Source organism: Robertmurraya sp., from assembly GCF_036676585.1.
Lineage (GTDB): Bacteria > Bacillota > Bacilli > Bacillales > Cytobacillaceae > Robertmurraya_A.
Genome location: NZ_JAKFCQ010000103.1, coordinates 1 through 26,289 on the forward strand (window position 1 = coordinate 1; position 26,289 = coordinate 26,289).

The 26,289-nt window shown below is 37.8% G+C and carries 27 protein-coding genes; 7 read left to right on the forward strand and 20 right to left on the reverse strand.

The annotated features are described in order from the left end of the window. The 9 genes from ACGLXV_RS14210 to ACGLXV_RS14250 form a co-directional block, all read right to left on the reverse strand. Nucleotides 1–491: DUF6944 family repetitive protein (locus ACGLXV_RS14210; RefSeq protein WP_391559138.1), on the reverse strand; the 491-nt coding region annotated here is incomplete at its 3' end. 121 nt (nucleotides 492–612) lie between these two features. Further along, nucleotides 613–777: a Fur-regulated basic protein FbpA gene (locus tag ACGLXV_RS14215; protein WP_119707909.1), complete on the reverse strand. Its 165-nt coding sequence runs from the start codon at nucleotides 775–777 to the stop codon at nucleotides 613–615. A 110-nt stretch (nucleotides 778–887) separates the two neighbouring features. Then, nucleotides 888–1,631 carry an ABC transporter permease gene (locus ACGLXV_RS14220; protein ID WP_391559183.1) on the reverse strand — a complete coding sequence of 248 codons (744 nt, stop codon included), beginning with the start codon at nucleotides 1,629–1,631 and terminating at the stop codon, nucleotides 888–890. A 94-nt stretch (nucleotides 1,632–1,725) separates the two neighbouring features. Then, nucleotides 1,726–2,502: an ABC transporter ATP-binding protein gene (locus tag ACGLXV_RS14225; protein WP_391559139.1), complete on the reverse strand. Its 777-nt coding sequence runs from the start codon at nucleotides 2,500–2,502 to the stop codon at nucleotides 1,726–1,728. A gap of 14 nt (nucleotides 2,503–2,516) precedes the next feature. Next, nucleotides 2,517–3,539, reverse strand: coding sequence for an ABC transporter substrate-binding protein (locus ACGLXV_RS14230; RefSeq protein WP_391559140.1), 1,023 nt, complete (start codon nucleotides 3,537–3,539; stop codon nucleotides 2,517–2,519). After that, nucleotides 3,536–5,023: an aryl-sulfate sulfotransferase gene (locus ACGLXV_RS14235; RefSeq protein WP_391559141.1), complete on the reverse strand. Its 1,488-nt coding sequence runs from the start codon at nucleotides 5,021–5,023 to the stop codon at nucleotides 3,536–3,538. Before ACGLXV_RS14235 ends, ACGLXV_RS14230 begins: the two co-directional genes overlap by 4 nt. 121 nt (nucleotides 5,024–5,144) lie before the next feature. After that, nucleotides 5,145–5,330, reverse strand: coding sequence for a YezD family protein (locus ACGLXV_RS14240; RefSeq protein WP_391559142.1), 186 nt, complete (start codon nucleotides 5,328–5,330; stop codon nucleotides 5,145–5,147). Next, nucleotides 5,308–5,763: an RrF2 family transcriptional regulator gene (locus ACGLXV_RS14245; protein ID WP_391559143.1), complete on the reverse strand. Its 456-nt coding sequence runs from the start codon at nucleotides 5,761–5,763 to the stop codon at nucleotides 5,308–5,310. Before ACGLXV_RS14245 ends, ACGLXV_RS14240 begins: the two co-directional genes overlap by 23 nt. Nucleotides 5,764–5,916: 153 nt before the next feature. After that, complete coding sequence (locus ACGLXV_RS14250) at nucleotides 5,917–6,822, reverse strand: sulfite exporter TauE/SafE family protein (protein WP_391559144.1); 906 nt, start codon at nucleotides 6,820–6,822, stop codon at nucleotides 5,917–5,919. Nucleotides 6,823–7,037: 215 nt separating this feature from the next. Between ACGLXV_RS14250 and ACGLXV_RS14255 the strand changes: the two genes are divergently transcribed. The 4 genes from ACGLXV_RS14255 to chrA all read left to right on the forward strand — a co-directional run bounded on the left by ACGLXV_RS14255 (nucleotide 7,038) and on the right by chrA (nucleotide 10,679). After that, nucleotides 7,038–8,006, forward strand: a complete 969-nt coding sequence (locus ACGLXV_RS14255; protein ID WP_391559145.1) for an NAD(P)-dependent alcohol dehydrogenase — start codon at nucleotides 7,038–7,040, stop codon at nucleotides 8,004–8,006. A 171-nt stretch (nucleotides 8,007–8,177) separates the two neighbouring features. After that, complete coding sequence (locus ACGLXV_RS14260) at nucleotides 8,178–9,080, forward strand: EamA family transporter (RefSeq protein ID WP_391559146.1); 903 nt, start codon at nucleotides 8,178–8,180, stop codon at nucleotides 9,078–9,080. 98 nt (nucleotides 9,081–9,178) lie between these two features. Beyond that, complete coding sequence (locus ACGLXV_RS14265; RefSeq protein ID WP_391559147.1) at nucleotides 9,179–9,487, forward strand: PadR family transcriptional regulator; 309 nt, start codon at nucleotides 9,179–9,181, stop codon at nucleotides 9,485–9,487. 13 nt (nucleotides 9,488–9,500) lie between these two features. After that, entirely contained in the window at nucleotides 9,501–10,679 is a 1,179-nt protein-coding gene (gene chrA / locus ACGLXV_RS14270) for a chromate efflux transporter (protein WP_391559148.1), read from the forward strand. A gap of 104 nt (nucleotides 10,680–10,783) precedes the next feature. On the opposite strand, the gene ACGLXV_RS14275 is transcribed toward chrA, so the two are convergent. Further along, the gene (locus ACGLXV_RS14275) at nucleotides 10,784–11,728 is read right to left on the reverse strand and encodes a DUF3231 family protein (RefSeq protein WP_391559184.1); all 945 of its coding nucleotides are present in this window, start codon (nucleotides 11,726–11,728) and stop codon (nucleotides 10,784–10,786) included. A 231-nt stretch (nucleotides 11,729–11,959) separates the two neighbouring features. On the opposite strand from ACGLXV_RS14275, the gene ACGLXV_RS14280 reads away from it, so the two are divergent. After that, entirely contained in the window at nucleotides 11,960–12,265 is a 306-nt protein-coding gene (locus ACGLXV_RS14280; protein ID WP_391559149.1) for a DUF5634 family protein, read from the forward strand. 57 nt (nucleotides 12,266–12,322) lie between these two features. On the opposite strand, the gene ACGLXV_RS14285 is transcribed toward ACGLXV_RS14280, so the two are convergent. The 7 genes from ACGLXV_RS14285 to ACGLXV_RS14315 all read right to left on the reverse strand — a co-directional run bounded on the left by ACGLXV_RS14285 (nucleotide 12,323) and on the right by ACGLXV_RS14315 (nucleotide 18,787). Further along, on the reverse strand, nucleotides 12,323–13,063 hold the full coding sequence (locus ACGLXV_RS14285; RefSeq protein ID WP_391559150.1) for a TerC family protein: 741 nt from the start codon (nucleotides 13,061–13,063) through the stop codon (nucleotides 12,323–12,325). 187 nt (nucleotides 13,064–13,250) lie between these two features. Beyond that, nucleotides 13,251–13,835, reverse strand: a complete 585-nt coding sequence (locus ACGLXV_RS14290) for a hypothetical protein (protein WP_391559151.1) — start codon at nucleotides 13,833–13,835, stop codon at nucleotides 13,251–13,253. 110 nt (nucleotides 13,836–13,945) lie between these two features. After that, complete coding sequence (locus tag ACGLXV_RS14295) at nucleotides 13,946–14,479, reverse strand: DinB family protein (protein WP_391559152.1); 534 nt, start codon at nucleotides 14,477–14,479, stop codon at nucleotides 13,946–13,948. A 30-nt stretch (nucleotides 14,480–14,509) separates the two neighbouring features. Continuing rightward, nucleotides 14,510–16,174, reverse strand: a complete 1,665-nt coding sequence (locus ACGLXV_RS14300; protein WP_391559153.1) for an ATP-binding protein — start codon at nucleotides 16,172–16,174, stop codon at nucleotides 14,510–14,512. A gap of 158 nt (nucleotides 16,175–16,332) precedes the next feature. After that, nucleotides 16,333–16,599, reverse strand: coding sequence for a DUF3949 domain-containing protein (locus ACGLXV_RS14305; RefSeq protein WP_391559154.1), 267 nt, complete (start codon nucleotides 16,597–16,599; stop codon nucleotides 16,333–16,335). 314 nt (nucleotides 16,600–16,913) lie between these two features. Continuing rightward, nucleotides 16,914–18,338 carry an amino acid permease gene (locus ACGLXV_RS14310; RefSeq protein WP_391559155.1) on the reverse strand — a complete coding sequence of 475 codons (1,425 nt, stop codon included), beginning with the start codon at nucleotides 18,336–18,338 and terminating at the stop codon, nucleotides 16,914–16,916. Nucleotides 18,339–18,529: 191 nt separating this feature from the next. After that, the gene (locus tag ACGLXV_RS14315; RefSeq protein ID WP_119707889.1) at nucleotides 18,530–18,787 is read right to left on the reverse strand and encodes a biotin/lipoyl attachment domain-containing protein; all 258 of its coding nucleotides are present in this window, start codon (nucleotides 18,785–18,787) and stop codon (nucleotides 18,530–18,532) included. 169 nt (nucleotides 18,788–18,956) lie between these two features. Between ACGLXV_RS14315 and ACGLXV_RS14320 the strand changes: the two genes are divergently transcribed. Beyond that, nucleotides 18,957–20,290 (forward strand): IS3 family transposase gene (locus ACGLXV_RS14320; protein WP_377058879.1). Its coding sequence is split into 2 segments (ribosomal slippage): nucleotides 18,957–19,329 and nucleotides 19,329–20,290, totalling 1,335 coding nucleotides; the frame shifts between segments, so codons are not numbered across the junction. Nucleotides 20,291–20,365: 75 nt separating this feature from the next. Here ACGLXV_RS14320 and ACGLXV_RS14325 read toward each other — a convergent pair. From ACGLXV_RS14325 to pruA, 3 genes are read right to left on the reverse strand one after another with little or no spacing between them, the layout of a single operon-like run. Continuing rightward, nucleotides 20,366–21,658, reverse strand: a complete 1,293-nt coding sequence (locus tag ACGLXV_RS14325; protein ID WP_391559156.1) for a Glu/Leu/Phe/Val family dehydrogenase — start codon at nucleotides 21,656–21,658, stop codon at nucleotides 20,366–20,368. Nucleotides 21,659–21,703: 45 nt separating this feature from the next. Beyond that, complete coding sequence (locus ACGLXV_RS14330; RefSeq protein ID WP_391559157.1) at nucleotides 21,704–22,909, reverse strand: ornithine--oxo-acid transaminase; 1,206 nt, start codon at nucleotides 22,907–22,909, stop codon at nucleotides 21,704–21,706. A 17-nt stretch (nucleotides 22,910–22,926) separates the two neighbouring features. Next, entirely contained in the window at nucleotides 22,927–24,471 is a 1,545-nt protein-coding gene (gene pruA / locus ACGLXV_RS14335) for an L-glutamate gamma-semialdehyde dehydrogenase (RefSeq protein WP_391559158.1), read from the reverse strand. A 212-nt stretch (nucleotides 24,472–24,683) separates the two neighbouring features. Here pruA and ACGLXV_RS14340 point away from each other — a divergent pair, with 212 nt between their 5' ends. Then, entirely contained in the window at nucleotides 24,684–26,105 is a 1,422-nt protein-coding gene (locus ACGLXV_RS14340; RefSeq protein WP_391559159.1) for a sigma-54 interaction domain-containing protein, read from the forward strand. The last annotated feature ends 184 nt before the right edge of the window (nucleotides 26,106–26,289 follow it).

Here is a 26,289-nt window from a genome sequence, read left to right on the forward strand (position 1 = left end):
GAATCAGAATCAGAATCAGATTCAGATTCAGACTCTTCCTTTTCTCTTAAGTTAATAGACCCTCCAATTGCTTGAAGCGAATTCCCTGTAGATTGGAGTAGGTTCCCGTATATATTGTAAATTTGTCCAGGAGCGGATGGGTCCTCAAATTCCTCCCCTAGTGCTACACCGCCCCCTAATGCTTGTAATAAGTTGCCCGTGATCACTAATTTTTCTTCCGTTACTTCTTCTACATCCAAAATAAGACCAGCAACAACCGTACTGTTTCCTATTGCTTGAATCTCATTACCTAGTTTCTCGAGTGAGGGATTTCTTTGCGCGTCTGCTTGGATGGCATTGCCGGTTCCTTGAAGTGTATTCCCGACAATGTCTAAGCCTTTGTATAAATCTGTTATTCTAGTGGACTGTGTAGGTATACTTGCTATTGCTGAAAGTATTGTCCCTATTGCAGTTATTACCGCACCAAATAATTCTTTGACCTGATCGTCCATAACATACTCCTTACTGTTGTATGTTAAATTATATTCAATTCTTATAGGCGTGCTACCCATGATCAGTTACTAAAAACTCAACTTATAAAAATAAAGACCTTCGCTTAACGAAGGTCCACACTTATTCCTTACGATTTCGGTTCCACTTTTTATACTCTAATTCTAAGTCTGTAAGTGTTAGCTCAAATAAATGTTGCTCGTTCTTCTTGTAGATTCCTGCTTTGATTAAGTAATTAATTAAATAATTCTTTCTTTTTTCTACTGCTAATCTTAATTGTTTTGACATCCTCAATACCTCCAGTTTAGTTTATTCATTCACCAACAAGTCTTACTACTGTACTATTGGAAAACCAAACTGTTTTTTTTACATAAATTAGTAAGGTAAGAGTTCTTTTATCAATTCCTAACCACGTTATATCTTTTAAGAATTACTTTTCCAAACTGGTTGAAGATACGGTCCATCGTGAAGCCCATTAGTCCAAGAATTACTAGCCCCACAAAGATCCAATCTGTTTTAAAATACAATCTTGAGTTCCAAATCATATAGCCTATTCCTTCATTAGCTGCAACCATTTCTGCCCCGATGATGGCCATAAAGGAAGAACCCATGGCAAGCCTTGCACCTGTAAAAATATAAGGAAGGGATGCCGGGATAATGACATGAAACATAATTTGCCACTCTGATGCTCCCATACTTCTAGCTGAACGTATTTTATCTTCTTCAATAGCCTGCACACCGGTAAGGGTGTTAATGGTTACAATGAAAAAAGTGGCGTACATAATTAAAAAGATTTTCGACTGCTCCCCAATACCAAACCAAAGCATAAATAAGGTGATAAATGCGAGTGGTGGGATAAATCGGACAAAGTTAATAATCGGATCAAATAATGCTCGGAGTATGGGAATCCGACCAATTAGCAATCCAGTAGGAATCGCTACAAGATTTCCTAATGTCCAGCCTGAAATGACTCTTACAAGACTCACCCATATATAAAGGAAGAGTGAACCATCTTGACTAAGGTCGACCGCACCTTTCCAAACAGCCAATGGACTCGGTAGAAACTGCGGATCAGACAGGCTAGCTGCTATGCTCCAAATCGCAAAAACAAGAATCCACGCAAGAATTCCACTGTTTATCATTTTCACCAGAAGGCTCGATGGAATTTTTTTCTTTTGAAATATCTTCTCACTTTTTATCACTTTATTTCTTAGTGCACCCATTTGGCCCCCTCCTTTAATCAAAATGAGATTGAATACTGTGGTAATGGAGACTAAACTCCTTATCGGTAAAACTCCTAGGATAAGGTAATGAAATATCGTATATAGCTTCAATATTTGAGGACGGTCCTACAGACATGACACCTACCTTTTGCCCAAGTAACAGTGCCTCCTGAATATCATGTGTCACAAAAATAACGGTTTTATTCGTTTCCTTCCATATTCGAATGAATTCGGTTTGCATCGTTCTTCTAGTCATCGCATCAAGGGCACCGAAAGGTTCATCCATTAACAAAATTTCTGGATCATTGGCTAATACACGAGCTAACTGTACTCTTTGTTTCATTCCACCCGAAAGCTCTCTCGGGAATTTCCCTTCGTGACCTTTTAGCCCGACTAGATTAATATAATGTGCAGATGTTTCTTGACGAATGTTTTTGGGTACTTTCTTCATCTTCAATCCAAACTCAACATTTTCTTTTACCGTTAGCCATGGAAATAGTGCAGAATCGGCCTGTTGGAAAACAACCCCTCGATTTCTGCCCGGTTTATGAACCTCTTCTTCGTCAACGATCAGTTCACCGGCAGACTTATCAATAAACCCAGCAATGATATTCAGTAAGGTAGACTTCCCGCATCCACTCGGACCAAGGAGAATAAAAAACTCCCCTCGTTGAATGGATAAATCCACCTCCTCCAGCACATGAAAACTACTATCGTTAAAGGATTTTGTTAATCCCGTAATGGAAATAGCTGCAGGAGTTTCAATCACTTTTTCCTTTACTGTGCTCATCCTTTTTTCCTCCTTTATTCAACTGTTACTAAATCAGGAAAGGCATTCTTCAGTGGCTCAAGGGACAGCTTATCCTTTAGATTATATGACTCTTTTAATATCCCTTTTTCCTCTAGCCATTCTTTCATATCCTCAAGATGCTTAACATCCTCCTCGCTAAATCCTAAAACATAATTTTGTCTTTCAATATCTTTTAACGCGTCTTCTTCTGGTACTTTTAATTGTTCAAAGGCCATTTGGGCTGTTTCTTTTTGATGGTTACCTACATACTCAATACCTTGTGATAATGCCTTTAGAACCGACTCCACTGCTTCTGGATGTTCCTCCACAAATGATCGTTTCGCAAGAAGGTAACTATCAATTGTGACACCCGCACTTTCTAAGTCATCTAACTGTGTGACTCCTTCTATACTTTTGAACTTATCTTTTAAGGCACCTGAACTCCAAACCGCATCGATATCTCCCTTTTTCACTCCTACAAGGGCTTCATCAGGTGTACTATATGGAACGTAAGTGATGTCTTCTTCACTAATTTGATTGGCTTCCAAATATTTCGCCCATATATACTCGGTTACCGTCCCTTTAGGCACACCTAATTTCTTTCCTTTTAAATCCTCTGGACTCTTGATGTCCCCTCGCACAAGAAGCTGGTTATCTTTTAATGATCTTTCATGGCCTCTTGTCAGAGTGGAAACAACCACCATATCGCCTTTCCCTAACGAGTTTAATAGAGCGTAATCAGCAGCAAGTCCTGTGTCCGCCTGTTCCGTTAAAATGGCGTTAACCGTATCAATGCCATAAGCAAAATTAGATAGCTCTGCATTTACCCCTTGTTCGTCAAAATATCCCTGCTTTTCAGCTGCTCGAAACTGAAAAGATCCTCCTGCAGCTGTATCAATGGCCAATCTAACCGTACTCACTTCTGTTGCTTTTCCTCCTGAGTCACTTGTACTGCTTTTTGTGGTGCTTGAGCATCCTGTGATGATAAGGCTAAAAAGTAGCAATATACTAAGTACTGATAACATTATTTTTTTCATTCTATCTCCCCCTTAGAATCCTCTAATTCTTCTACTTTCTCTTTTCTCGTTTCGTCTACAGTTGCTACACAGAATGCTCCATCTCCATATGATACGGTTCCTGCAACCGTAACAACTGAATCTGTACCTGTACTTGCTGCATTAGGCACCCTAAACTCAGCAATATTCAAAGGCACAATTTCTGTTTCTTCCGGCTTATCTAACTGAGGTACCCAATCATATGGGACACGATAAGCACGATACACCATGTTTGCATTTCTTTTATTTTTATAAGGAGAAATATATTCCCAAACTAATTCATGCTCGTGAGTGACTTCAAAAATCCTTCCATCTGCCCCTTCGGTAATCAATGTGTTTCCATTAGGCAAACGTTGGGCAGAGCTTATATAAGGACTATAAAAGCGATAAGAATCTAATGGTGCTTGGAAACCCGCTTCTGTTGGTGTATATAGCCATTCGATTTCTAATGTGACAGGGTTAATTTCTAAAATTCTGGAATGATCGCGTACCGCGCTCTTTACTCCATATGGAGAAGCAGGATTCGGCAATCCATATCCAGCCCATCCACCATTATCAAATACGAGGAGATTCCCTTCACCAGGTAAGCCTTGAGGAATGATATGTGCATGATGCTGACCAATAATCCAGCCTAAATGCTTCATATCTTGTGTGGAGTAGTCTGGACCCAACTTCCAAACAATTTTTCCAGTTTTTTTATCAATAATCGCAATAATATTCGTTTCTCTTGCATCCCAAATAATATTGTCAGGATGAAAACGTTCATCTCCCTGATCATAAAACTTATTTGGTCCGATCGTAGACATGGAATTGATATGCATCCAGTCTCCAGCCGAATCTCCAGTAGAGTTTCCAAAGAACCGTGTATTCGGATCTCGGAAAAGAACATTTTTCGCACTTTCATCAAAGCCTAGCTCATCAAAATGATCACTAACTGCCCACTCCCAAAGAATATTCCCTTCCCAATCCACCTCAATGATGACGTCATCTAATAATAATTTGTCAGAGATTTCAGGCTTATGAACATTTTTGTGAGCTAAAATTAACGTTGTTCCGCCAATAATACGAGGCTCTAATTCTGGAGAGTAATATCCCACTGGGCTGCCTTCTCTTTGATAATCGTGGTGAGCCCTCGCCATCCATTGCGGTTCATGTCCGGGGTCTTCAATATATTCATATTTGTTAAATTCCCAAACAATATTCCCTTCCCAATCCACTTGAACTACATCCACTTCATCTTGAAATCCATATTTGGGATCTCTTTCGGCTGTACTCCCTAATACATAGCCTCCAGGTAAAAGTTTATTAGGAAACCCACGAAGTCCTTTCCACAAATGCACTTCCTTTCCATTCATATCAATTAATAGTGCCCCTAAGTCTGCAGCTTGATAAATCGTATAACCACTGCTTGCTTTTTCTGGTTGATAAACTGTCGCTCCTGTTGGATAAATCGTTGGATGTCCCATTTTTTCTCCACTCCTCTGTATATTTTTTCAAAATAAAAAGCCCCCTCAGCAACGGTTCATGTTCATGAACAGTTAACTAACAGGAGCCTTCGGTTGTCCGATCGGCATGTATTTACTTTTGTTATTTAGCATGTTTTTGTTGGGTTTTCCCTTTTGCTTGTAAAGGTAAACGGTATTTTTCTATTTTATCGATTTGAGTTACCTGAGAGTCATGTACGGTTATTTGAACCGTCCCATATTCTAAGCTCTCGAGTAAAACCTTCACTTTTTCTAGTACTTGCTCATCAATTTGTCCTTTTGAAAGCAAGAAAATCATCCCCTTTGTTCAAAGTTAATCGATTCTCCAATAAATCCTCTAAAGTTGTTTGATCTAACACATACGCGATCGTATCTCTTACAAGCGACCAGAGTGGCTTTAGTTGACATGAAGGTTCTAATTGACATGGTTCGTATTTCGTGATTGATGCACATCCCATAGGGGAAAGTGGTCCCTCTAACACCCGAATGACTTCACCAATGTTTATGTCCCTTGTCTCTCGCTTCAGGATATATCCTCCATTTGTTCCTCTTTTACTTTCTAAATACCCTAATTTTTTTAGCTTTAATAAGATTTGTTCTAAATAACTTACAGTAACTAAAGTTTTATCTGAAATTTCTTGAATTGATACCACTTTTCCATGATGTTCCCCAAGGACTAGTAGTGCTCTTAGTGCATATTCTCCCTTACTTGAAACCTTCATTTTATTTCCCCCTAAATTTAGCCTTATTCAATCATTTGAAAAGTTGAGTATTCTAGTCAACATTTTACCATAAACATATAATTGTTGATTAAATCAGTCGACTTTTGCATATAAAAATTGAATTACTTTGTAGTCTTAAGGGGGTCGCAAAACTTAATTTAATACTTCACTTGCATTAGCATTTGTATTTGTATTTGTATTTGTATTTTTAATTTTTATTGCAATATATACAATCGAAGCTATCCAAATACCTGCAATACTAGCGTAAACAAATGGATAAACATTTGTTTGATCAATCCATGTTGTTACAAGAGTTCTAGAGTTAACTAGGATAATAAATCCTCCTACAAGTACACCCATTAATTGAGCATGGATTTTTTGTACTAACCAGGCAGCAATCGGTGCAGCAATTAATCCACCAATCATTAAAGCTCCTACCCACAGCCAGTTTACTTGTTCCCAACCAAGGGAGATTAAAAATCCAAGTGTAGCAGAAACGGCAATGGCAAATTCGCTAGTATCAACTGTACCAACTACTTTACGTGCACTGATTCCTTTTTGAGATAGCAATACAGGAGTTGCAATGGGACCCCAGCCTCCTCCACCTGTCGCATCAGCAAAACCCGCGATCAATCCTAGAGGAATGGATTTTTTTCTTGAAAGGCCAATATTATTTTTCTGTTCTCCAACTTTAAACATGAATAAGAATCTAGCTAAAACATATACACCAAGGGCAAGTAAAAAAATAGAAATATAGGGTTTTGCAAGGTCACCGGGAATATTACTCAAAAATGTAGCCCCTAAAAATGCTCCAATCGATCCTGGAATGACGAGTCTGACTACGGTTTGCTTATCAACATTTCCAAATTTAATGTGTGAAGCTCCAGATGCAGCTGTTGTTACCACTTCTGCTAAATGAACGGATGCGGATGCAACTGCTGGTGCAATGCCAAATGCTAGTAACATTGATGAGGACGTCACCCCATACGCCATTCCTAATGCCCCGTCTATTAGCTGTGCAAACAAACCAATAAACGCAAATACAATTAACTTTTTCATTTCATAGCCTCCAAACTTCTTTAGTAACTTTGTTTCTTTACTATAATCCACATTATCCCTACCTGTAAACTAGGAATTTAAAAAATTATTAAAATTTTTTAAAAACAATTTTTTTGTTTGTTAAAAAGAACCTGATCAGTTTTTAAGAGATGTTTCATTGAATATCTTTAAGCTATATTAAATTTTATTGAGATTGATTTATAGGAGGTATTTACATGCAGGCAGTTGTTTGTACAAAGTATGGAAATTCTGATGTACTTTCATTAAAAGAGGTGGATAAACCTGTTCCTAAGAACAAGGAAGTGTTAGTGAAAATACATGCCTCCTCTGTTAATTATGGAAACCTCGTTCTTTTAAAAGGTGAACCCTATTTGGCTCGATTGGCTTTTGGTTTATTTAAACCGAAATACTCCATACCTGGAGGCGACATTGCTGGTGAAGTTGAATCAATAGGGAATGGAGTAAAGCAATTTCAACCAGGTGATGAGGTGTTCGGTGACCTATCTGCCTATGGCTGGGGTGGTTTTGCAGAATATGTATGCGTTCCTGAAGACGCTCTCGCATTCAAACCAAAAAATGTGTCCTTTGAGGAAGCAGCAGCAGTTCCTATGGCTGGAGTTACTGCTCTACAAGCACTTCGGAATAAAGGGAATATTCAACCTGGACAAAAAGTTCTGATATATGGAGCCTCTGGTGGTGTTGGAACATTTGCTGTGCAAATAGCAAAATCTCTTGGTGCTGAAGTGACGGGAGTGTGCAGTACAAGAAATGTAGACATTTTACTTTCCATTGGTGCTGACCATGTCATCGATTATCAGAAAGAGAATTTCACCCTATCGCAGGAAAAGTATGACTTGATATTAGGTGTGAATGGAAGCCAACCCTTATCTGTTTATAAAAGAGCATTGAATCCGAATGGCATCTTTCTTCATGTCGGAGGTTCAGGAGAACAGTTATTTCAAACCCTGATACAAGGACCGTGGACATCAATCATCGGAAGTAAAAAGATGGGAAACATACTACAGAGAGCCAATCAAAAAGACTTAATTTATGTAAAAGATTTACTTGAAACAGGTAGTGTAAAGCCAGTTATCGATAGAAAATATAAATTAAGTGAGATTGCTGATGCTTTCAATTATTTCTCTGAAGGTCATGCTCAAGGTAAAGTGGTGATCACCGTTTAACATAAATGATATAAAAGCTTGTTTCCTCCTCATAAAAATAGAAGTATATCCCTTGTCACAAACCCTATATAAAAAGTATAATTTTGTTAACTCATAGAACCCATTTTTATTGTTTTCTGGAAACTAAAACAATAAAGATGGGTTCTTTATATTTTTAGGAGGGGTTAAATCTTGTTTCGTTTGGTCTTATATTCATTTTATGTTTTTCTAGGAGCCTGTTCTTTCGGAATATTGTCAACGATTGTGAAATTAGCTTACAAAGAAGGGTTTACCTTTCGTGAAGTAACAACCGGGCAATATGGTTTTGGATGGGGAATGATGCTCATCTTAATGATTATTTTCTCTCGACAAAAAATAAGTTTGAAACAGTTTATACGTCTGGCTGCTGTTGGTGCATCTACTGCATTGACTGGCGTTTTTTACTACTATTCCCTACAAACCATTCCAGCATCTATAGCGATTATTTTGCTTTTTCAATTCACTTGGATGGGAATATTGCTTCATTCATTAGCAACCAAAAAATGGCCTTCTAAATCTACCCTTTTATCTCTCGTATTATTAATAGCAGGCACTTTTTTAGCAGGTGGAATGGCTGGAGGAAATGTTAAGGAAATAGATATGTTAGGATTGATTTTTGGTTTACTTGCTGCTTTTATGATGTCCTTATTTATTTTATTAAGTGGAAAAGTGGAAACTCAACTCCCTTTAATTACTCGTAGTTTCTACATATCTACTGGTGGTCTATTAGTACTACTAACCATTTTCACACCTAAAGTATTATTTTCTTCACTCGGAGACGGTATATGGTTTTATGGTTTCCTTTTAGGTGCCTTCGGAACAGTTATTCCCATCCTACTCTTTTCCCTAGGAGCACCTAAGATTAGTCCCGCACTTGCTAGTATACTTAGTGCTGGAGAACTCCCTGTAGCTGTAATAGCTTCCGTCTGGGTACTTCAAGAACAGGTAACATGGGTACAATGGTCAGGTGTTTTGATTATTTTGTCTGGCATTGCCTATCCACAAATTGTAACTTATCAAGCTACGAAACACCCTAACAATGTAAAGGTTTTGTAAATAATACTTGTTATGAATAGCAATACTAGGGATTAATGTTATAATCGATTTCGAAAGTCAATATCGGTTTCCTATATTGGTAATTTGGAGGTGAACCTTTGGAAGACAAGGTACTGAGGAAACTCTTTCTTGGATTTATTCACATTCATATTTTGCATCATGCCAAGGAAAAACCTATCTTTGGTGTGTGGATGCTCGAAGAACTAAAAGAACATGGCTACAATATTAGCTCTGGTACACTCTACCCTATTCTCCACTCCATGGAAGAAGATGGATTACTATCAAAGGAAGAGAAAAACGTTGAAGGGAAAATACGAAAGTATTATTCAACAACCGAGAAAGGCATACAAATTTTAGACGAGGCTAGAAATAAGGCATATGAATTATTTAAAGAAATAAAAGATTAGCTTTAGAGGTGATATGGTGAATCAGCTGAAATCATTATTGGAAATCCTTATCGTGTCTACCAAATTAGGATTAACATCCTTTGGGGGTCCAATCGCCCATTTAGGTTATTTCCACAACGAGTATATACGCAAAAGAAAGTGGCTTGATGAAAAAAGTTACGCTGATTTAGTCGCACTATGTCAATTCCTACCTGGTCCAGCTAGTAGCCAAGTAGGGATTGGAATTGGTGTCATGAGGGCTGGAGTTCTTGGAGGAATTGTATCATTTATCGGTTTTACTCTTCCCTCGGTTGTTGCCCTTATGATATTTGCTCTTTTACTTCGTGGATTTGAAGTGGGTGAAGCAGGCTGGATACATGGATTAAAAATTGTTGCTGTTGCAGTCGTTGCACATGCGATCTTAGGAATGGCAAACAATTTAACTCCTGATTTAAAAAGAAAAGCACTTGCACTATTTGCTCTTGTTGTAACACTCCTTTGGCAAACAGCCTTTACTCAGGTTGGAGTAATCTTCATTGCAGGAATTCTTGGATTTTTCCTCTACAGACAACAAACAGATACACATGAACAAAAGATGGCATTTCCAATTAGTCGTCGTTTTGGAGTCATTTCCTTACTAGTATTTTTTAGTCTTTTACTATTGCTCCCAATTTTAAGAGAGGCCACTTCACTTCATTGGGTCGCTTTGTTTGATAGTTTTTATCGATCAGGTTCTTTAGTATTTGGTGGCGGACATGTGGTGTTACCATTACTAGAACGAGAATTTGTTCCGACTGGAATATTAACTGAAGAGGCATTTTTAGCTGGTTATGGTGCTACACAAGCAGTACCTGGCCCCCTCTTTACCTTTGCTGCTTATTTAGGAACGGTCATAAGCGGTTGGCACGGTGGGTTATTAGCCACTTTCGCCATCTTCTTACCTGCCTTTCTTCTAGTGCTGGGAGCATTACCTTTCTGGGATTCTATACGTCGTAATCCTAAAATAAAAGGGGCATTAATGGGGGTGAATGCGGCGGTGGTAGGAATTCTAATATCCGCCTTCTATCAACCTATTTGGACGAGTTCCATTTTAGCTCCGATTGATTTTGCATTTGCGGCTATTTTATTCAGTATGCTCGTATACTGGAAGTTACCTCCATGGATCATTGTTGTGACAGGTGTAATCGGCGGAGCACTTATGACATTTATATAACTCATCAAAGGTCTATGCCAGTGGCTTTTTTCACTTTGAAAAAAGTAGTAAATAATCTACAACTACCAAAAGAACAAATGTATGGTCCATACATTTGTTCTTTTTTATTCCCCATTTATTAATTTCTCTCTATTGTCCGATTGAGGCGGTTCCTCTAACCAGCCATGCTTAATCATGATATTTGCTCCATCCTCTGCATACAGGGCGATCTCAGGAATAAGAGACGCGTATTTTAAACCTAAATCTCTACGAGGGCTTCCTGACATAGAAGCACCATAATTTCCAATACCAGCAGCAATCATACCAGATACGTGAAACATCATTAATTTCTCTGAGAAAACAGGTATGGTCGAATCCGAAAGAGCGGTATCCCAAGTCATCGGAGCAGGTAAATCTTCCTTTTTTAGAATGTCACTAAATATGTCGATATGCTTTTGAGCAATTCGTTTTCCTCGTATAAAGTAATCTTTTACCTCTTTTGTTCTGGCCGTTTGAGCAAAACCTGTAATTAACGTTTTTCCAATGGCATTTGTTTGGATATTATTAAATAACATCGTAATTTCTTGTGCCACAAGCGATCTTTTTTCTCCTAAAAATCCAGTTAAAAAGCTCTGCCTTTCAACAAAGTCGACTCTATCTGGTGTTGAAATGAATGGTGGTCTGACATATGTACCCTGCTTTAACATTAAATCTCGTGTTAAGTCCTGTAAGCCTACTGCCGTTTTCAAAACACTTTTAAAAAATTCCACTACCTCTGGTCTCGTTGCAATCCCAAGAGCTAGGCCTCCCGCTGCCATTCCAAGAACAGACATATTTCTTAAATACATTAAAAAATATGTATCTGAGAAGAGTCTTGGAGCGGTTACATGAACATCCTTTTCGGTAAATCCAATTGGGATGGGAAAGCTTTCTTTTGTAAATAGCTCCTTTAAAAAGGAAATATTATATTTTGAACCATTTAGAGCAAATTCAATAACTGGTTTGACTTCATGATCTTCTACTTTTTCTAAAAAATAACTATTTACACAAATGGAAGCTGTGTCGTTGATGTATTGAGTCTATAACATCGACATTTCTGCTGCAGTCAACCGGATTTTCGTCTTATCATCCATTACATATAACACCCTTTATGTTTGAGTAATTATTTTATCTTTCCATACATTTATTGCTTTTATAAGGAAAGGTTCGTTATTTCACTTTTTTTCTAATAAATTGAACTTTGTAGGATATTACTACTCATAGAGGATTTATTTTACATACACCATGAAAGGATGATTAATTTGGAATATGGTACACGTGAGGAGATCATGAACACATTACAACAATCTTTTCACTCGTTAATGGATACATATAAGTTAGAAGATATTGGTCTTTTTGAAGAGCAAGGGCCAAATGGAGAATATTATATAGGCTATACCATTAACCAAAATGGTGGGACATACATGCTACATCAAACATATAAGACGAATCATGAGGGGCAATTTGGACTCATTAATAAAGAATGGACCATTGAAACAGATGAACCAAATTTCGATGACAAAAAAGGATATGGGAGCATAGAAGAAGCTTTTCAACAATTGCACTAATACTTAAATAATGTAAAAGGTGCACAAATCCAATAAGGATTCATGCACCTCTTTATTTTAGTGACCAACTGCTTTTTGTTTGCCCGACATGAACCAACCACCAAGAGCGATTATTAACATGACAGACCAAAAGATTGTATTCCAAATCGGACCTTCAACAAAATCATGTGAAATGATATGAACCGATGGATGGGCAAGAGTGTGCATAAGGAGTTTTATCCCTACCCAACCAACTAGTAGCATGGCAGCGCGCTCAAGACTTGGACGTTCCGTTAAGATCTTAACAAAGAATGCTGCAGCAAATCGAATAACAATTAACCCAGCAATCGCTCCCAATAAGATAACAATGAATTGAGCTGCGTCCATTCCACCAATATCTCCTAGTGGCGTGTCTGGTAGTGCAAGAACAAGAGCAACGGCAGCCAAAATAGAATCCACTGCAAAGGCAATGTCGGCTAAAGCAATTGAAGCTACAGTTGCACGATAACTTTTCCCTTTCGCGTCTTTTTCACGTTCGTGTTTCGTGAACAAATGCTTTAAAGCAATATAAATTAAGTACGCTGCTCCAATGGCTTGAACTTGCCACACATGAAACAGGTACGAAATGATGAAAATGGCCCCTATTCTAAACACGAATGCTAAAAGCAATCCAATATTTATCGCTTTTTTCTGTTGGTCTTCAGGTAAATGCTTTGCCATAATCGCTAAAACCAGGGCATTATCAGCAGATAATAATCCTTCTAGAACAATCAAAATAAGCAAAACCCAACCATATTGTAACAATAATGATACATCCATTTATTAAATCCCCCTATTTAACAGTTCCACTACTTTTTCTAGTGGATGATAAACTTCCCTTTCCTCTTCTTTTATTGTTTGCAGAAACACAAGTTTAACTAATTCTACAAAGATGTATATTATTCCTTCTTTTACACACTTTCCCATACAAAAAAAAAAAATGCCTTTACTTTTTGTAAAGGCATGGTCAAAATTGTTTGGCTGGAGGCCCATATTTTTTTTGAGTCCATATAAATACATTGGTCATAAATTTTGCCATAAGTAGGATTAAGATGTACCCCACATATAAATGTATAAAATTTACTTTTCCATACAATTTAAATAATCCAAGGCCAACAAGTAATGGTTTCAATACAAACGCAAAGGCACCTGCAGTTAAAATGGCATAAAGATAGTAGTTCTTATAATGATTTAACGTCCATTGATACATGATCATACTTACTACCGGAACAATACTAGCATCAATAGATAAACTTGGCAAAACAGGTAGTAATTGAAATGGATAGTGCCAAAATCCCTCATTCATGCCATATATATCAACATAAGCAAGAACAACATGAACACTATACCCGTAAAATCCAATTAAAAAGATTTTACTTTTATCAATTTTAATAAATAATATTAATAATGGAACAACAAGTATTGACGCCATTATCCAGTACTCCAACGTTGTGTACAAATGATACTCTTTCCAAATATGAATTAATAGATCGGTTGAATCTTCTCTCAGTTGTACGGCTTTATCGAATTGTTCAAGACGGGTATTAGACAATTGAATCATCCTTTTAAAAAATACAATAATAACTGTATCGTTACCCATTTTGACCATTCGTATCCAAAGAAACACTAAATACAAATTTTTAACATAGTCAGGAAGTTATATTATTTAGGAAATTCCCTGGATCCAATATAGCGCTCCTTAATGAGATTACGGTGATGTAGCTCATGTCCTGCTATAATGTAGACTAGTGCACGGACGGAAACCTCTGAGCCATTAGCTTTTCCCCTACGTAAAAACGCTTCACTCGGAAGGCTTTTTATTAACTGTAACGTAGATTTACGAGTTATCTGAAAGTTTTCAAGTAAATCTTGTAGGGATAGACCATTGAACGAAGCATTTCTTACGTAATCATTATCATCATATCCTGGTAGTTCAGCTTTTTCACCACGTGCAAAAGATAAAAGCCTATATCCCATGATTCGTTCAGTATCCGCAATATGTCCGATCACTTCTTTGATACTCCACTTTCCTATTCCATAAGAAAAATGGGCTTGCTGCTCTGTTAAGTCCTTAATAATGTCCGCTGTCTCATCCATTTGTTGCATTAAGATGTTAATCATATCTCCCTCAGGTACCAAGTCTACATACGTGGAATAATAAGATGCATATTCATTCGATTCTAGCTTTTGTTTCATCTTTGCTCTCCTCTCAATGTTACAGGTAATTTAATTAGGCAATTTCACTTCAATGGTAGTGCCTTTCCCTACTTCACTACATATGGTGACAGTACCTTGATGATTCTCTACAATTCTTTTACTCACCATAAATCCGAGACCTGTCCCCTTTTCCTTTGTCGTATAGAATGGTTGACCAAGCTTTGAAATCAGTTCATCTGGAATTCCGCTTCCTTCATCTATAAAACGAATAATTAATTCCTTCTTTGCACTAGAAATCAGTTGTATGATTAAGTTTCCTCCATCCGGCATCGCATCTATTGCATTTTTTATAAAATTGATGCAAACCTGTTTGATTTGATTTTCCTCACACATAATCTGTGCTGTTTCCGTTTTGAAATCAGTGATGATTTGAACATTATTAAGCGTTGCTTGAGGTCCTAATAACGTAACTACATCTCGTATTAGTACCATTACATCCCTACGTGCAAAATGAACGGCTTGCGGTTTTGCTAACATAAGAAGCTCACTAAGAATTTGCTCAATTCGAGTAATTTCAGATGACATAATGTCATAATAAATCTGCTTTTCAAAGTTACTTGATTGCATCAACTGAAGGAATCCTTTAATAGAAGTAATTGGATTCCGAATCTCATGAGCAATGCCAGCAGCTAGCTCCCCAGCAATGGACAATTTTTCTGACTTAATTAATAACTCCTGAGCTTGCTTTCTTTCGGTAATATCCCGTATGATTACAGCCCAGCCATCCAACTCATTCCTTTCATCAAGCAATGGGAAACAAGACAACTGTACCTGAAGCACTTTGCCATCCTTTGTTATTCTTATCGTTTCATACCCTTTTACCTTTTCGCCGAGAACAGTAAAACTTCTATTTAGTATCACTTCGAATTTTCTATCATCTGGTAGGATAGGAAGTTCACTTGCATAAAGACCTAACACTTCATTTGCAGTGAAACCAAAGGTTGACTGAAATGCCGCATTTACTGTAATGACTTTGTCCCACTTATCAATGATGACCACAGGATCTAAATTTTGAAAGATAAAAGATTGCAATTGATGCTTTGTAGCAATTAATTTTTCCTCTAGTTGGGTTTCTTTTGCGATAGTTAACGAAGGTAATGGAACGGAATTATTTTTATAAAAATAAGATTTTACTAATTCATGATCGGTCATAATGTACTCGTGGGATTTTAGCATGCTGTTTTGGAGAGAGGCGGTTATTTTGTTCCCGTTATACGCGCAGACCGATATTAGATTGGAATGACGAACACATTGATCAGCGGTTCTTTCAAAGCTCTCGAGTTTCAACTCAATTTCCCTTTCATCATTCCAGCAAACATTTGCCCACGTTCTTACGGTTATATGTTTTTCTTGAAAATGAGTAATAACATCTGAAAAATGACTAACGATTAAGTCACAATGAAAATCATCATATAGTCGATAAAACTCATAATTATCAAGAAAATGGATGCAATCAAGTGCATCCTGTGTCAACATCCCTTTTAATATTATCTTCATTTGTTCATATGTATCTTTACTTTCAATCATAATGATGTGATGACCTTGGTCAATCCCCGATTCGATATATGAGATGGCATTTTCAATATAATTATCAATCTTATTGTATGTATACAATATATGCCCATGATTTTTTAAATCTATCAAATTCGTTAAAGGTACAATTTTATTTTCCATAAATACCTCACCTATACGTAGTAAGTTAAGTATAATGCAAAAAATGGATTTTTTCATTTCTAATATTATGAATAGTACAAACTAATTAAAAAATTAATTCACTATATCAAAAAAACTGCCTTAAATGGCAGCACATAATCCACTATGATAAAGTTGTATTACTTCTTCCCTCTGGTTTTCAAATTGTAAACTAGGGTTGCCAACAGATTGGCTCCTATGAACAAGAGATTTCCTTGCGCATTAAAGTGTAACTGCTCTGTTTCAAAGCTCATTTGATTATAGTGCTCTTCTTCAGAAACTCCTCTTTCCTTGTTTCTGTTCTTGGTCTCTGCTAATTGTTTAATATACTTATACTGCACCGGTACTAGTAATAATGATAATACAATATAAGCACTTATAATCCCAACACCTACGTATACACTCATCACACTTTCCCCTCTCATTGGAAGACTCAGCGTCTACAGCTCCTTACAACTATATACGTGTAAGGAGTGTAAAGGTTTCAAGAATAAATACTATTCCTGCTGTGGAACTCCGGTAGTAAGTGCGTTTATATAAATAGTATTACTCCACTTCTATCCAATATCGTCGAATCACATTTCGATCTTTCTCAACGTAATCATTGTCTCGTACTTAGACAAATCATTTCACCATATTAAACCATCCTAATATCACCCTGAAAAAAACAAAAGAAAGCTTTATATCCATAAGGAGCATAAAGCTTTCTTGTATTGTATGGTTACTGTACTTTTCGTACTTGGTAATTTGCTTCTTCCTTATTTTCATGTTGATCTTTTATCTTGAAGTGATAAATCAAGTAGCATGCAATGACAAACGGAACGCCTAGATATAGGGCTAATCGTTGCTCTGAGTCAAATGCTAAGCTAGCAAGTACAATAATATTTAATGTAAGCGCGATGATTGGAAGTACCGGGAAAAATGGTGTTTTAAATTTTAGATCCTCTAGCTTACCTCCGTCCCGTATATATTTTCTACGGAAAGCAATTTGAGAAGCAGTAATTGAAATCCAACCAACTTGTGCACCGAGTCCAGCAATTGAAAGCAGCCATACAAACACCGTTTCTGCTGCGAAAAATCCTGAAAGCAGTGACAATAGAGAAATCCCCATTGTTAAAATCAATGCATTCATGGGTACACCCTTTTTGTTTACTTTTGTTAAAACTGGACTTGCCATTTTTTCTTTTGACATCGCATATAACATACGAGTAGCCGCATACAAACCTGAATTTCCAACTGAAAGTAAGGCTGTTAGAATAACAAAATTCATAATATCTGCCGCATACGGTATTCCAATGCTATCAAATACAACAACAAAAGGACTCTCAATCACTCCTGCTTTTTCCATCGGAATTAATCCAGCAACCACAAAAATCGCTAGGACAAAGAATACAAGAGTTCTCCATACCGTTTGCTTGATCGATCTAGGAATGGTTGTCTCTGGGTTTTCACTTTCCCCAGCAGCAATCCCAATTAATTCTGTACCCTGAAAGGAAAAGTTAACTGCAATCATAGTGATAATTAACGCGGAAAAGCCGTTCGGAAGCAAGCCATGAGCCGTAAAATTTGATAAGAACGGCGCTTCTTGTCCACCTTTTAAATCGATGAATCCGAACAAGGCTGCTCCACCTAACACAATAAAAAGTAGAATGGCTAATATTTTAATACTAGAAAACCAGAATTCTGCTTCCGCAAAAGCTCTAGCCGATAATGCATTCAAGGAGAACAAGACGACAGCAAAGATCCCACTCCATATCCAAACCGGAACATCTGGAAACCATCTTTCCATCAACTGTCCTGCTGCAAGGAATTCCAACGCAACCGTTACAGACCACCCGAGCCAATATAACCAACCCAGGGCAAATCCCGTTCCTGGTCCGATAAATTTGGTCGTGTATGTTTGAAAGGAGCCTGATACTGGCATGGCAACAGATAACTCACCAAGGCACAGCATTGTTAAAAACATAATAATTCCACCCACTAGATAAGAAAGTATTGCCCCCATCGGACCCGCTTCGCTAATCGTGTAGCCAGATCCTAAGAACAACCCTGATCCTATTACCCCTCCTAATGAGATCATAAATAAGTGACGTGTTTTCATTGTTCTTTTTAATTCATGTGAAGTGTTGTTTTCCGGTAAATTCATTATATCCCCCTTTTCCCCTTGTAAGTATGCGTTTACATCTTCTATATTGCAAATTTCATGCCAAAATAGAAAAGCTTAAATTGTGAACTTTTTCCGAACATATTATGCCAAGTATTTTTGCATTTAAAATTGAATTTTGCATTAGGGATGCAAAAAAACTCTTTCCGTTTGATCGGAAAGAGTTTTAATTTCTAATCAGATCCGGTAATTATTAGGTCATCCTGAATGGTAGCTAGTACAGTCAAAGGATTCACAACTTCGCCTTCTTTCACATGTAAAGAAGTGATATGTCCACTAATTCCAATTGATATTTCTTCTGTACGCCCGTTAGTCTTTTTAATAACGAATAACTTTTCCCATTCATACACATGGTTACTTTCCCCTGTAAGAACCTTCTCTATCGTACCGGAACAAGGACTATAAATAAATTCATATACTTTACCTAGCAACTAGGTTCACTCCTTTTACAAATCTTTTTTACTTACAGGGCTGCCTAATATGAACTATACCCCGAATAACGGTCACTATTAAAAAAAAGGTGCCCCTTATTCGGGGTTTTTTATCTTTTAAGAAAAAATCCCGTTTATAATGAATTCATACGAAAACGGGGGATTTATCATGGCCAAGAATTTATATACAGAATATCAAATAAAAGAATTAGAGAAGAATCCAAATATCATTCATGCATCCGACAAATCCATTACATATAAAGCTGAATTCAAAATAAAAGCAGTACAAGAATATAAGCTAGGTAAAAGTCCTTCTCAAATCTTTCTTGAGAATGGGTTCAACCTAGATATTATAGGTAAAAAGCTACCTGGTCGCTGTCTTTTAAGGTGGAAGGAAACTTTTGATAAGTATGGGGAGGAAGGCTTCCTCACTGAACGCCGAGGGAAAGGAAGTACAGGGAGACCTTCTTCAAGGTCACTTTCTGTAGAGGAACAACTAAAGAAAGCAGAAGCTAGGATAAAATTTTTAGAAGCTGAAGTAGATTTCTTAAAAAAGCTCGAAGAACTAGAAAGGCAGGTGTTGAAGAAGAAACGCTTCTAGCACCAGCTGAAAAGTTCTATCTGATTGAAAAGACTATAAGAGAACACAAATTGAAGCACGCTGTCACTTATCTGTGTAAGCTAGCCGGGGTAAGCCGAAGTGGCTATTATGATTGGCTTAAGGCTACTCCTTCAAGGGAGATTCGTAATGAACAGGACGAACTGGATATTGAACTAATCAGGAGAATCTTTCTTTCTAAGAAAGAGAAGGTTGGTGCCCTTCAAATCAAAATGATTATGGAAAATGATTATTCGGCAGTAATGAACCATAAGAAAATCAGAAGACTTATGGCTAAGTATAGCCTAATAACTAAAATTAGAAGGGCCAATCCATATCGAAAGATGGTAAAAGCGACCCAGGAACACCGCACCTGTCCTAATCTTCTAGATCGTAACTTTAACCAAGAAGAACCAGGGAAAGTATTGCTTACAGATATTACATATATTTATTATGGAAAAGGACAGAAAGCTTATTTGTCATGTATAAAGGATGGATCAACCAAAGAAATCTTGGCACATTATTTATCAACATCCTTGGAAATGGATATTGTCTATAAGACGCTTAAAAAGCTAGAAATGGCAGTAAATAAACACTTCCACCCTGAAGCAATCTTACATTCAGATCAGGGTTTCCATTATACTCATCCTGTGTTTCAAATGAAGGTGAAAAACCTCGGGCTAAAACAGTCAATGTCCCGCAAGGGTAACTGTTGGGACAACGCCCCAATGGAAGCGTTCTTTGGGCATTTTAAAGATCTCGCCGAGTATAAGTCCTGTGAGAATCTAGCAGAAGTAAGTGCAGAAGTTAATCGAGTTATTGAGGAATATAACAATCATCGTTATCAGTGGGGCTTAAAGAAGATGACTCCGGTACAATACCGGAGTCATCTATTAGCAGCTTAAGCACCTTTTTTAAACTGTCCGTGAAATGGGGCTCAGTTCAATATAGGTTCAGTAACCTTTTTTATAACTGCTTACCTATACCCATCCACGGAATCTAGCCGCTTCTGCCATCTTTTTAATCCCTACCATATATGCTGCTAAGCGCATATCTACACAATGGAGCGCAGCTGTTTGAAATATATTTTCAAAGGAATGGTTCATCACCTTAGATAGTTTTTCATCGACCTCTTCCTCTGACCAATAATAACCTTGATTATTTTGCACCCATTCAAAGTAAGAAACCGTAACTCCACCGGCACTTGCCAATATATCTGGCACTAACAATATTCCTCGTTCTGTTAAAATGGTTGTTGCTTCAAGAGTGGTTGGACCATTTGCTGCTTCCACCACAATTTTCGCTTTAATATTGGCTGCATTTTGAGCGGTAATTTGATTTGAAATAGCTGCAGGTACTAAAATATCACAGTCAAGCTCTAATAACTCTGAATTACTTATCGTGTTTTCAAAGATTTTAGAAAAGGTTCCAAAACTATCGCGTCGATCGAGAAGATAATCGATATCGAGCCCATTTGGATCATGAACTCCCCCATATACATCTGAAACTGCGATCACCTTTGCCCCGGCATCGTGCATAAATTTCGCTAAATAGCTTCCTGCATTTCCAAACCCTTGAATGACCACTCTTGCTCCTTGTAATTCAAAGCCTTTTTTCTTTACAGCTTCTTCTACGCAAATCGTTACTCCTCGGGCGGTTGCCGTTTCTCTGCCCTTAGATCCACCTAATACGATTGGTTTTCCTGTGATAAAACCGGGAGAATCAAACTCACGCAAACGGCTATACTCATCCATCATCCACGCCATAATTTGTGAATTTGTGTACACATCTGGTGCTGGAATATCCTTCGTTGGTCCAACAATTTGGCTGATTGCACGGACATACCCACGACTTAATCTCTCGAGTTCTCTAAAGGACATCTTTCGCGGATCACAAATAATTCCACCTTTTCCTCCTCCATAAGGAAGATCCGTGATCCCACATTTCAAACTCATCCAGATCGATAATGCCTTTACCTCTTCCTCATCTACTTCCGGATGGAAACGCACACCTCCTTTTGTCGGTCCCACAGCATCATTGTGCTGTGAACGGTATCCTGTAAAAATTTGAACCGTCCCATCATCCATACGGACTGGAATACGAACTGTTAGCATTCTGATTGGATCTTTTAACAATTCATACATTTCGTGTGTATACCCTAGCTTATTTAAGGCTTTTTGTATAACCGTTTGCGTTGAGTAAAACAAGTTAAGTGATTCTTGTTCCTTTTGTTGATCCTTTTCGATCGCATTTACCACAGTATTATTAGGCATAGTTCTACCCCTCGTCGATTTAGTAATATTGGTTAACGATTGACATTAAGAACCTAACACGTTTTGAATTTTTTCAAACGCCCAATCGATTTCTTCCTTTGTTATAATTAATGGTGGCGCAAAACGAATAACCGTTTCATGGGTTTCTTTACACAACAAACCAGCTTCCTTTAGTTGCTCACAATATGGTCTAGCTCCTTCAGTAAGTTCCACACCGATAAACAACCCTTTCCCTCTAATTTCTTTTATCTTCGGATTGTTGATCGTTTTTAGTTGATTCAGGAAATACTCCCCTAACTCGAGGGAACGCTCAGCTAAATTTTCTTCCTCAATAACTTCAAGAGAAGCAAGTGAAACGGCACAAGCCAGTGGATTTCCTCCAAATGTAGATCCATGCGAACCTGGATTGAATACTCCTAAAACATCGGAGTTTGCGACCACACAAGAGATTGGGAATACTCCCCCACCCAGTGCTTTCCCTAAAATAAGGATATCTGGCTCCACTTCCTCCCAATCACATGCAAACATTTTTCCTGTACGCGCGAGGCCAACTTGAATTTCGTCTGCAATAAACAATACATTATGTTCTTTACATAAGTCAGATGCAGCCTTTAAGAACCCTTCTGGTGGTAAAAGAATTCCCGCTTCTCCTTGAATTGGTTCCATTAAGAATGCGGCAGTATTTGGGGTGATGGCTCCCTTTAGCGCTTCTAGATCCCCGTACGGAATTAACGTAATCCCTGGTAAAAGTGGACCAAATCCACGCTTGTACTCCGGATCTGATGATAAGGACACTGCTCCAAGAGTTCTTCCATGGAAGTTACCTGTGCATGCAATGATTTCTGCTTGATTCTCAGCAATCCCTTTCACATCGTAGCCCCAGCGACGAGCAGCTTTTAGGGCGGTTTCTACCGCTTCTGCCCCAGTATTCATCGGCAGTGCCATGTCTTTTTTCGTTAGCTTACAAATCTTTTCATACCAAGGTCCTAACTGATCATTATGAAAGGCACGTGACGTTAGTGTGACTTTATCCGCTTGATCCTTCAGGGCTTGGATGATTTTCGGATGACGATGCCCTTGATTCACTGCTGAGTAAGCACTCAACATATCCATATAACGATCGCCTTCCGGATTTTCCACCCACACACCTTCTGCTTTTTCAATTACGATTGGTAGCGGATGATAATTGTTTGCTCCAAATTTTTGAGTTTGTTCAATAATATTAGTAGTTTTAGAAGTTGTTTGATTCATTGTGTTACCTCCTTGTTTTATAGAGTTTCTGATGTTGTTTTTGCTTGCATATGCAACAGTAAATAATCAGGTCCACCAGCTTTAGAGTCTGTGCCTGACATATTAAATCCACCAAAAGGTTGATAGCCAACGATGGCACCTGTACAACCTCGGTTGAAATAAAGATTACCAACATGAAATTCTTCTCTAGCTCGTTCGATATGCTCTCGATTGTTAGAGATAAGGGCACCAGTTAGTCCGTAATCCGTATTATTTGCGATCTCCATCATATGGTCAAAGTCACGAGCTTTACAGAATGCTAGAACGGGGCCAAAGATTTCTTCTTGCATCAATCGCGCCTTTTCATCTACATCGGCAAAGATGGTTGGCTTTATGAAGAATCCTTTAGAATCGTCTCCTTCACCACCGGCCATTAGCATGCCCTCTTGTTTGCCGATTTCGATATACTCCATGATTTTTTTGTATGCTTTTTCATCAATAACAGGTCCCATGTAGGTTTCTTGTAATTCTGGACTCCCGACAGTCAGCTTACCTGTTATGGTAACAGCTTTTTCTAGCACTTCCTCATACACATCTTGGTGTACTACCGCTCGTGAACCTGCTGAGCATTTTTGTCCTGAAAAGCCAAAAGCCGAGTAAACAATCGAAGCAGCAGCAAGATCTAAATCTGCATCGTTATCAACGATCACTGTGTCTTTTCCACCCATTTCAGCGATCACTCGCTTAATCCAAATTTGTCCAGGATGAACTTTAGCTGCACGCTCGTTGATTCGGCATCCCACTTCACGAGAACCCGTGAACGATACAAAGCGAGTTTTCGGATGATCAACAAGATAATCTCCGATTTGCGCTCCACTGCCAGGTACGTAATTCAACACTCCCTTAGGCAGTCCCGCCTCATACATTAACTCTACAAATTTTGCTGCAATGACTGGTGTTGAATTGGCTGGTTTTAATAACACCGTATTTCCTGTGACAATGGCTGCAACCGTCGTTCCTGCCATAATTGCAAGCGGAAAATTAAACGGTGAAATAATGACTCCTACTCCAAGTGGAATATAGTGAAATTGATTGTACTCACCTACACGACTTTGCACATCCATTCCGTTCTTCAACTTCAGCATTTGACGCCCGTAATACTCAAGAAAATCAATGGCTTCTGCTGTGTCCGCATCCGCTTCGTTCCATGGTTTCCCTGCTTCTTTTACTAGATAACTAGAAAATTCATGTTTACGTCGGCGCATTATTGCAGCAGCACGGAATAATATGTTTGCACGGTGCTCAGGTTTCCACTTTTTCCAGCTTTCAAATGCTGTCAGAGCAGCATGCATCGCTTTCTCCGCTAGCTCTTGATTGGCCATAGATACGGTACCAATCATCTCTTCCTTATTCGCTGGATTAATTGAAACAATTTTTTCTTCTGTTGTAATTTCTTCATCTCCAATAATCACTGGGTAATCTTTTCCTAATTGTGTTTGAACATAATCTAGTGCTTTTTGAAAGTCTAGTTTATTCTTTTCAATCGTAAAATTGGTAAATGGTTCATGTGTATAAGGTTTCATTCTTTCTCCCCCTTTTGATTCTTCATAATGTTTAATGCAAGTTTCGTGCCAACTTTTATTTTGGCGTCACATAAAGGTTTCTCTTTATATAAACGCAATAAATTTTTGCACTATTTTCGTTTTTTTGTCACAAATAGCAAAAAATATTTTGCGTTATGAAGTTTGTTTTGATTAAATAGTTGGTAATGGGACTAAATCAAGGGAGAACGCTTATGGAAAATTTTAAAAAATCATTATCGTATCTTCAATATGTAAATAAGTTATATGAGAGAATTTTGAACGAGGTAGAGGTTGGCGTTCACGCAGTGGATGAAACCGGTAAGACCATTATTTATAACAAGAAAATGATGCAGATGGAATCAATGGATTTACACGATGTAATAGATAAAAATCTATTAGATGTGTTTATGTTTAAAGACGATCAATCTAGTACTCTTGTACAAGCACTTCAAGAAGGCAAAGAGACCACGAATGTAAAACAAACCTACTTCAACAATAAAGGTCGAGAAATTACAACTATCAACAATACCTTCCCTATTTTTAAAAATGGTGAAATTCAAGGAGCCGTTGAAATTGCCAATGATGTCACGAAACTAGAACGCCTTATAAAAGGAAATATGAATACGAAAGGGACGACTCGGTTTACGTTTAATCATATTATCGGCAATAGTCCTGCGATTAAAGAAGTAATTGAATTTGCGAAACGTGCTGCACGAACCTCTTCTTATGTGTTAATTGTTGGTGAAACAGGAACGGGAAAGGAGCTGTTTGCGCAAAGTATTCATAATGCAAGCAGCCGGTTTTCGGCTCCTTTTATTTCACAAAACTGTGCAGCCCTACCCGATAATTTAATAGAAAGTCTATTATTTGGAACAAAGCGTGGAGCATTTACAGGTGCTGTTGACTCACCAGGGTTATTTGAACAAGCAAATGGCGGTACATTATTACTGGATGAAATCAACTCCTTAAATCTAAATCTTCAAGCCAAATTATTACGAGTTCTACAGGAAAAAATGATTCGTCGTGTGGGTGATACAAAGGATACAGCGGTAGATGTAAGAGTCATTGCCAATATTAATGAGGACCCAATTGATGCGATTGCCAATGATCATTTACGAAAAGACTTGTATTATCGACTGGGAGTTGTCACTCTCTTTGTTCCACCGTTAAGGGATCGAAAGGAAGATATTCCCCTTCTTGTTCAACATTTTATTGAAAAGTATAATGAACGTTTTCAAATGAATGTAAAAGGTTTGTCTGAAGAAGTGACTAGATCCTTCATGGAATATGATTGGCTCGGAAATGTTCGAGAACTTGAACATATCATTGAAGCTGCCATGAACATTATTATGGATGAAGAAGAGATTCAATACTCTCATTTACCTTTCCAATATCGAAGCAAAATGCAAATGAAAGAAATGATGATTCCCTTATCAACAGTGGACCATTTTATTAAAGAGAGCAATGATGTCACCGTCCCGCTAAAGGACCAAATGGAATTGTTTGAACGATCATATATTGAACATGTTCTAAAGAAAAACGACTTTAACATTTCAAAGTCAGCCAACTTACTTGGACTCAGTCGACAAAGTCTACAGTACCGAATGAAAAAGTTACATATAGAATCAAATTGATACTGCGAAACCAGATTCTTTAAAAGTTGTTTAGGACTGGGGATTTCCAGATACCAGTTGAATTTTTGTTCTAACTGCTGGTTTAGGACCAGTGAATTCCAGGATTTAGTGAATCATTGCACTAATTGAATTCCATTTTTTGAAATATTTTTTTGCCACATGGATATACTTAAGTTGGCAAACA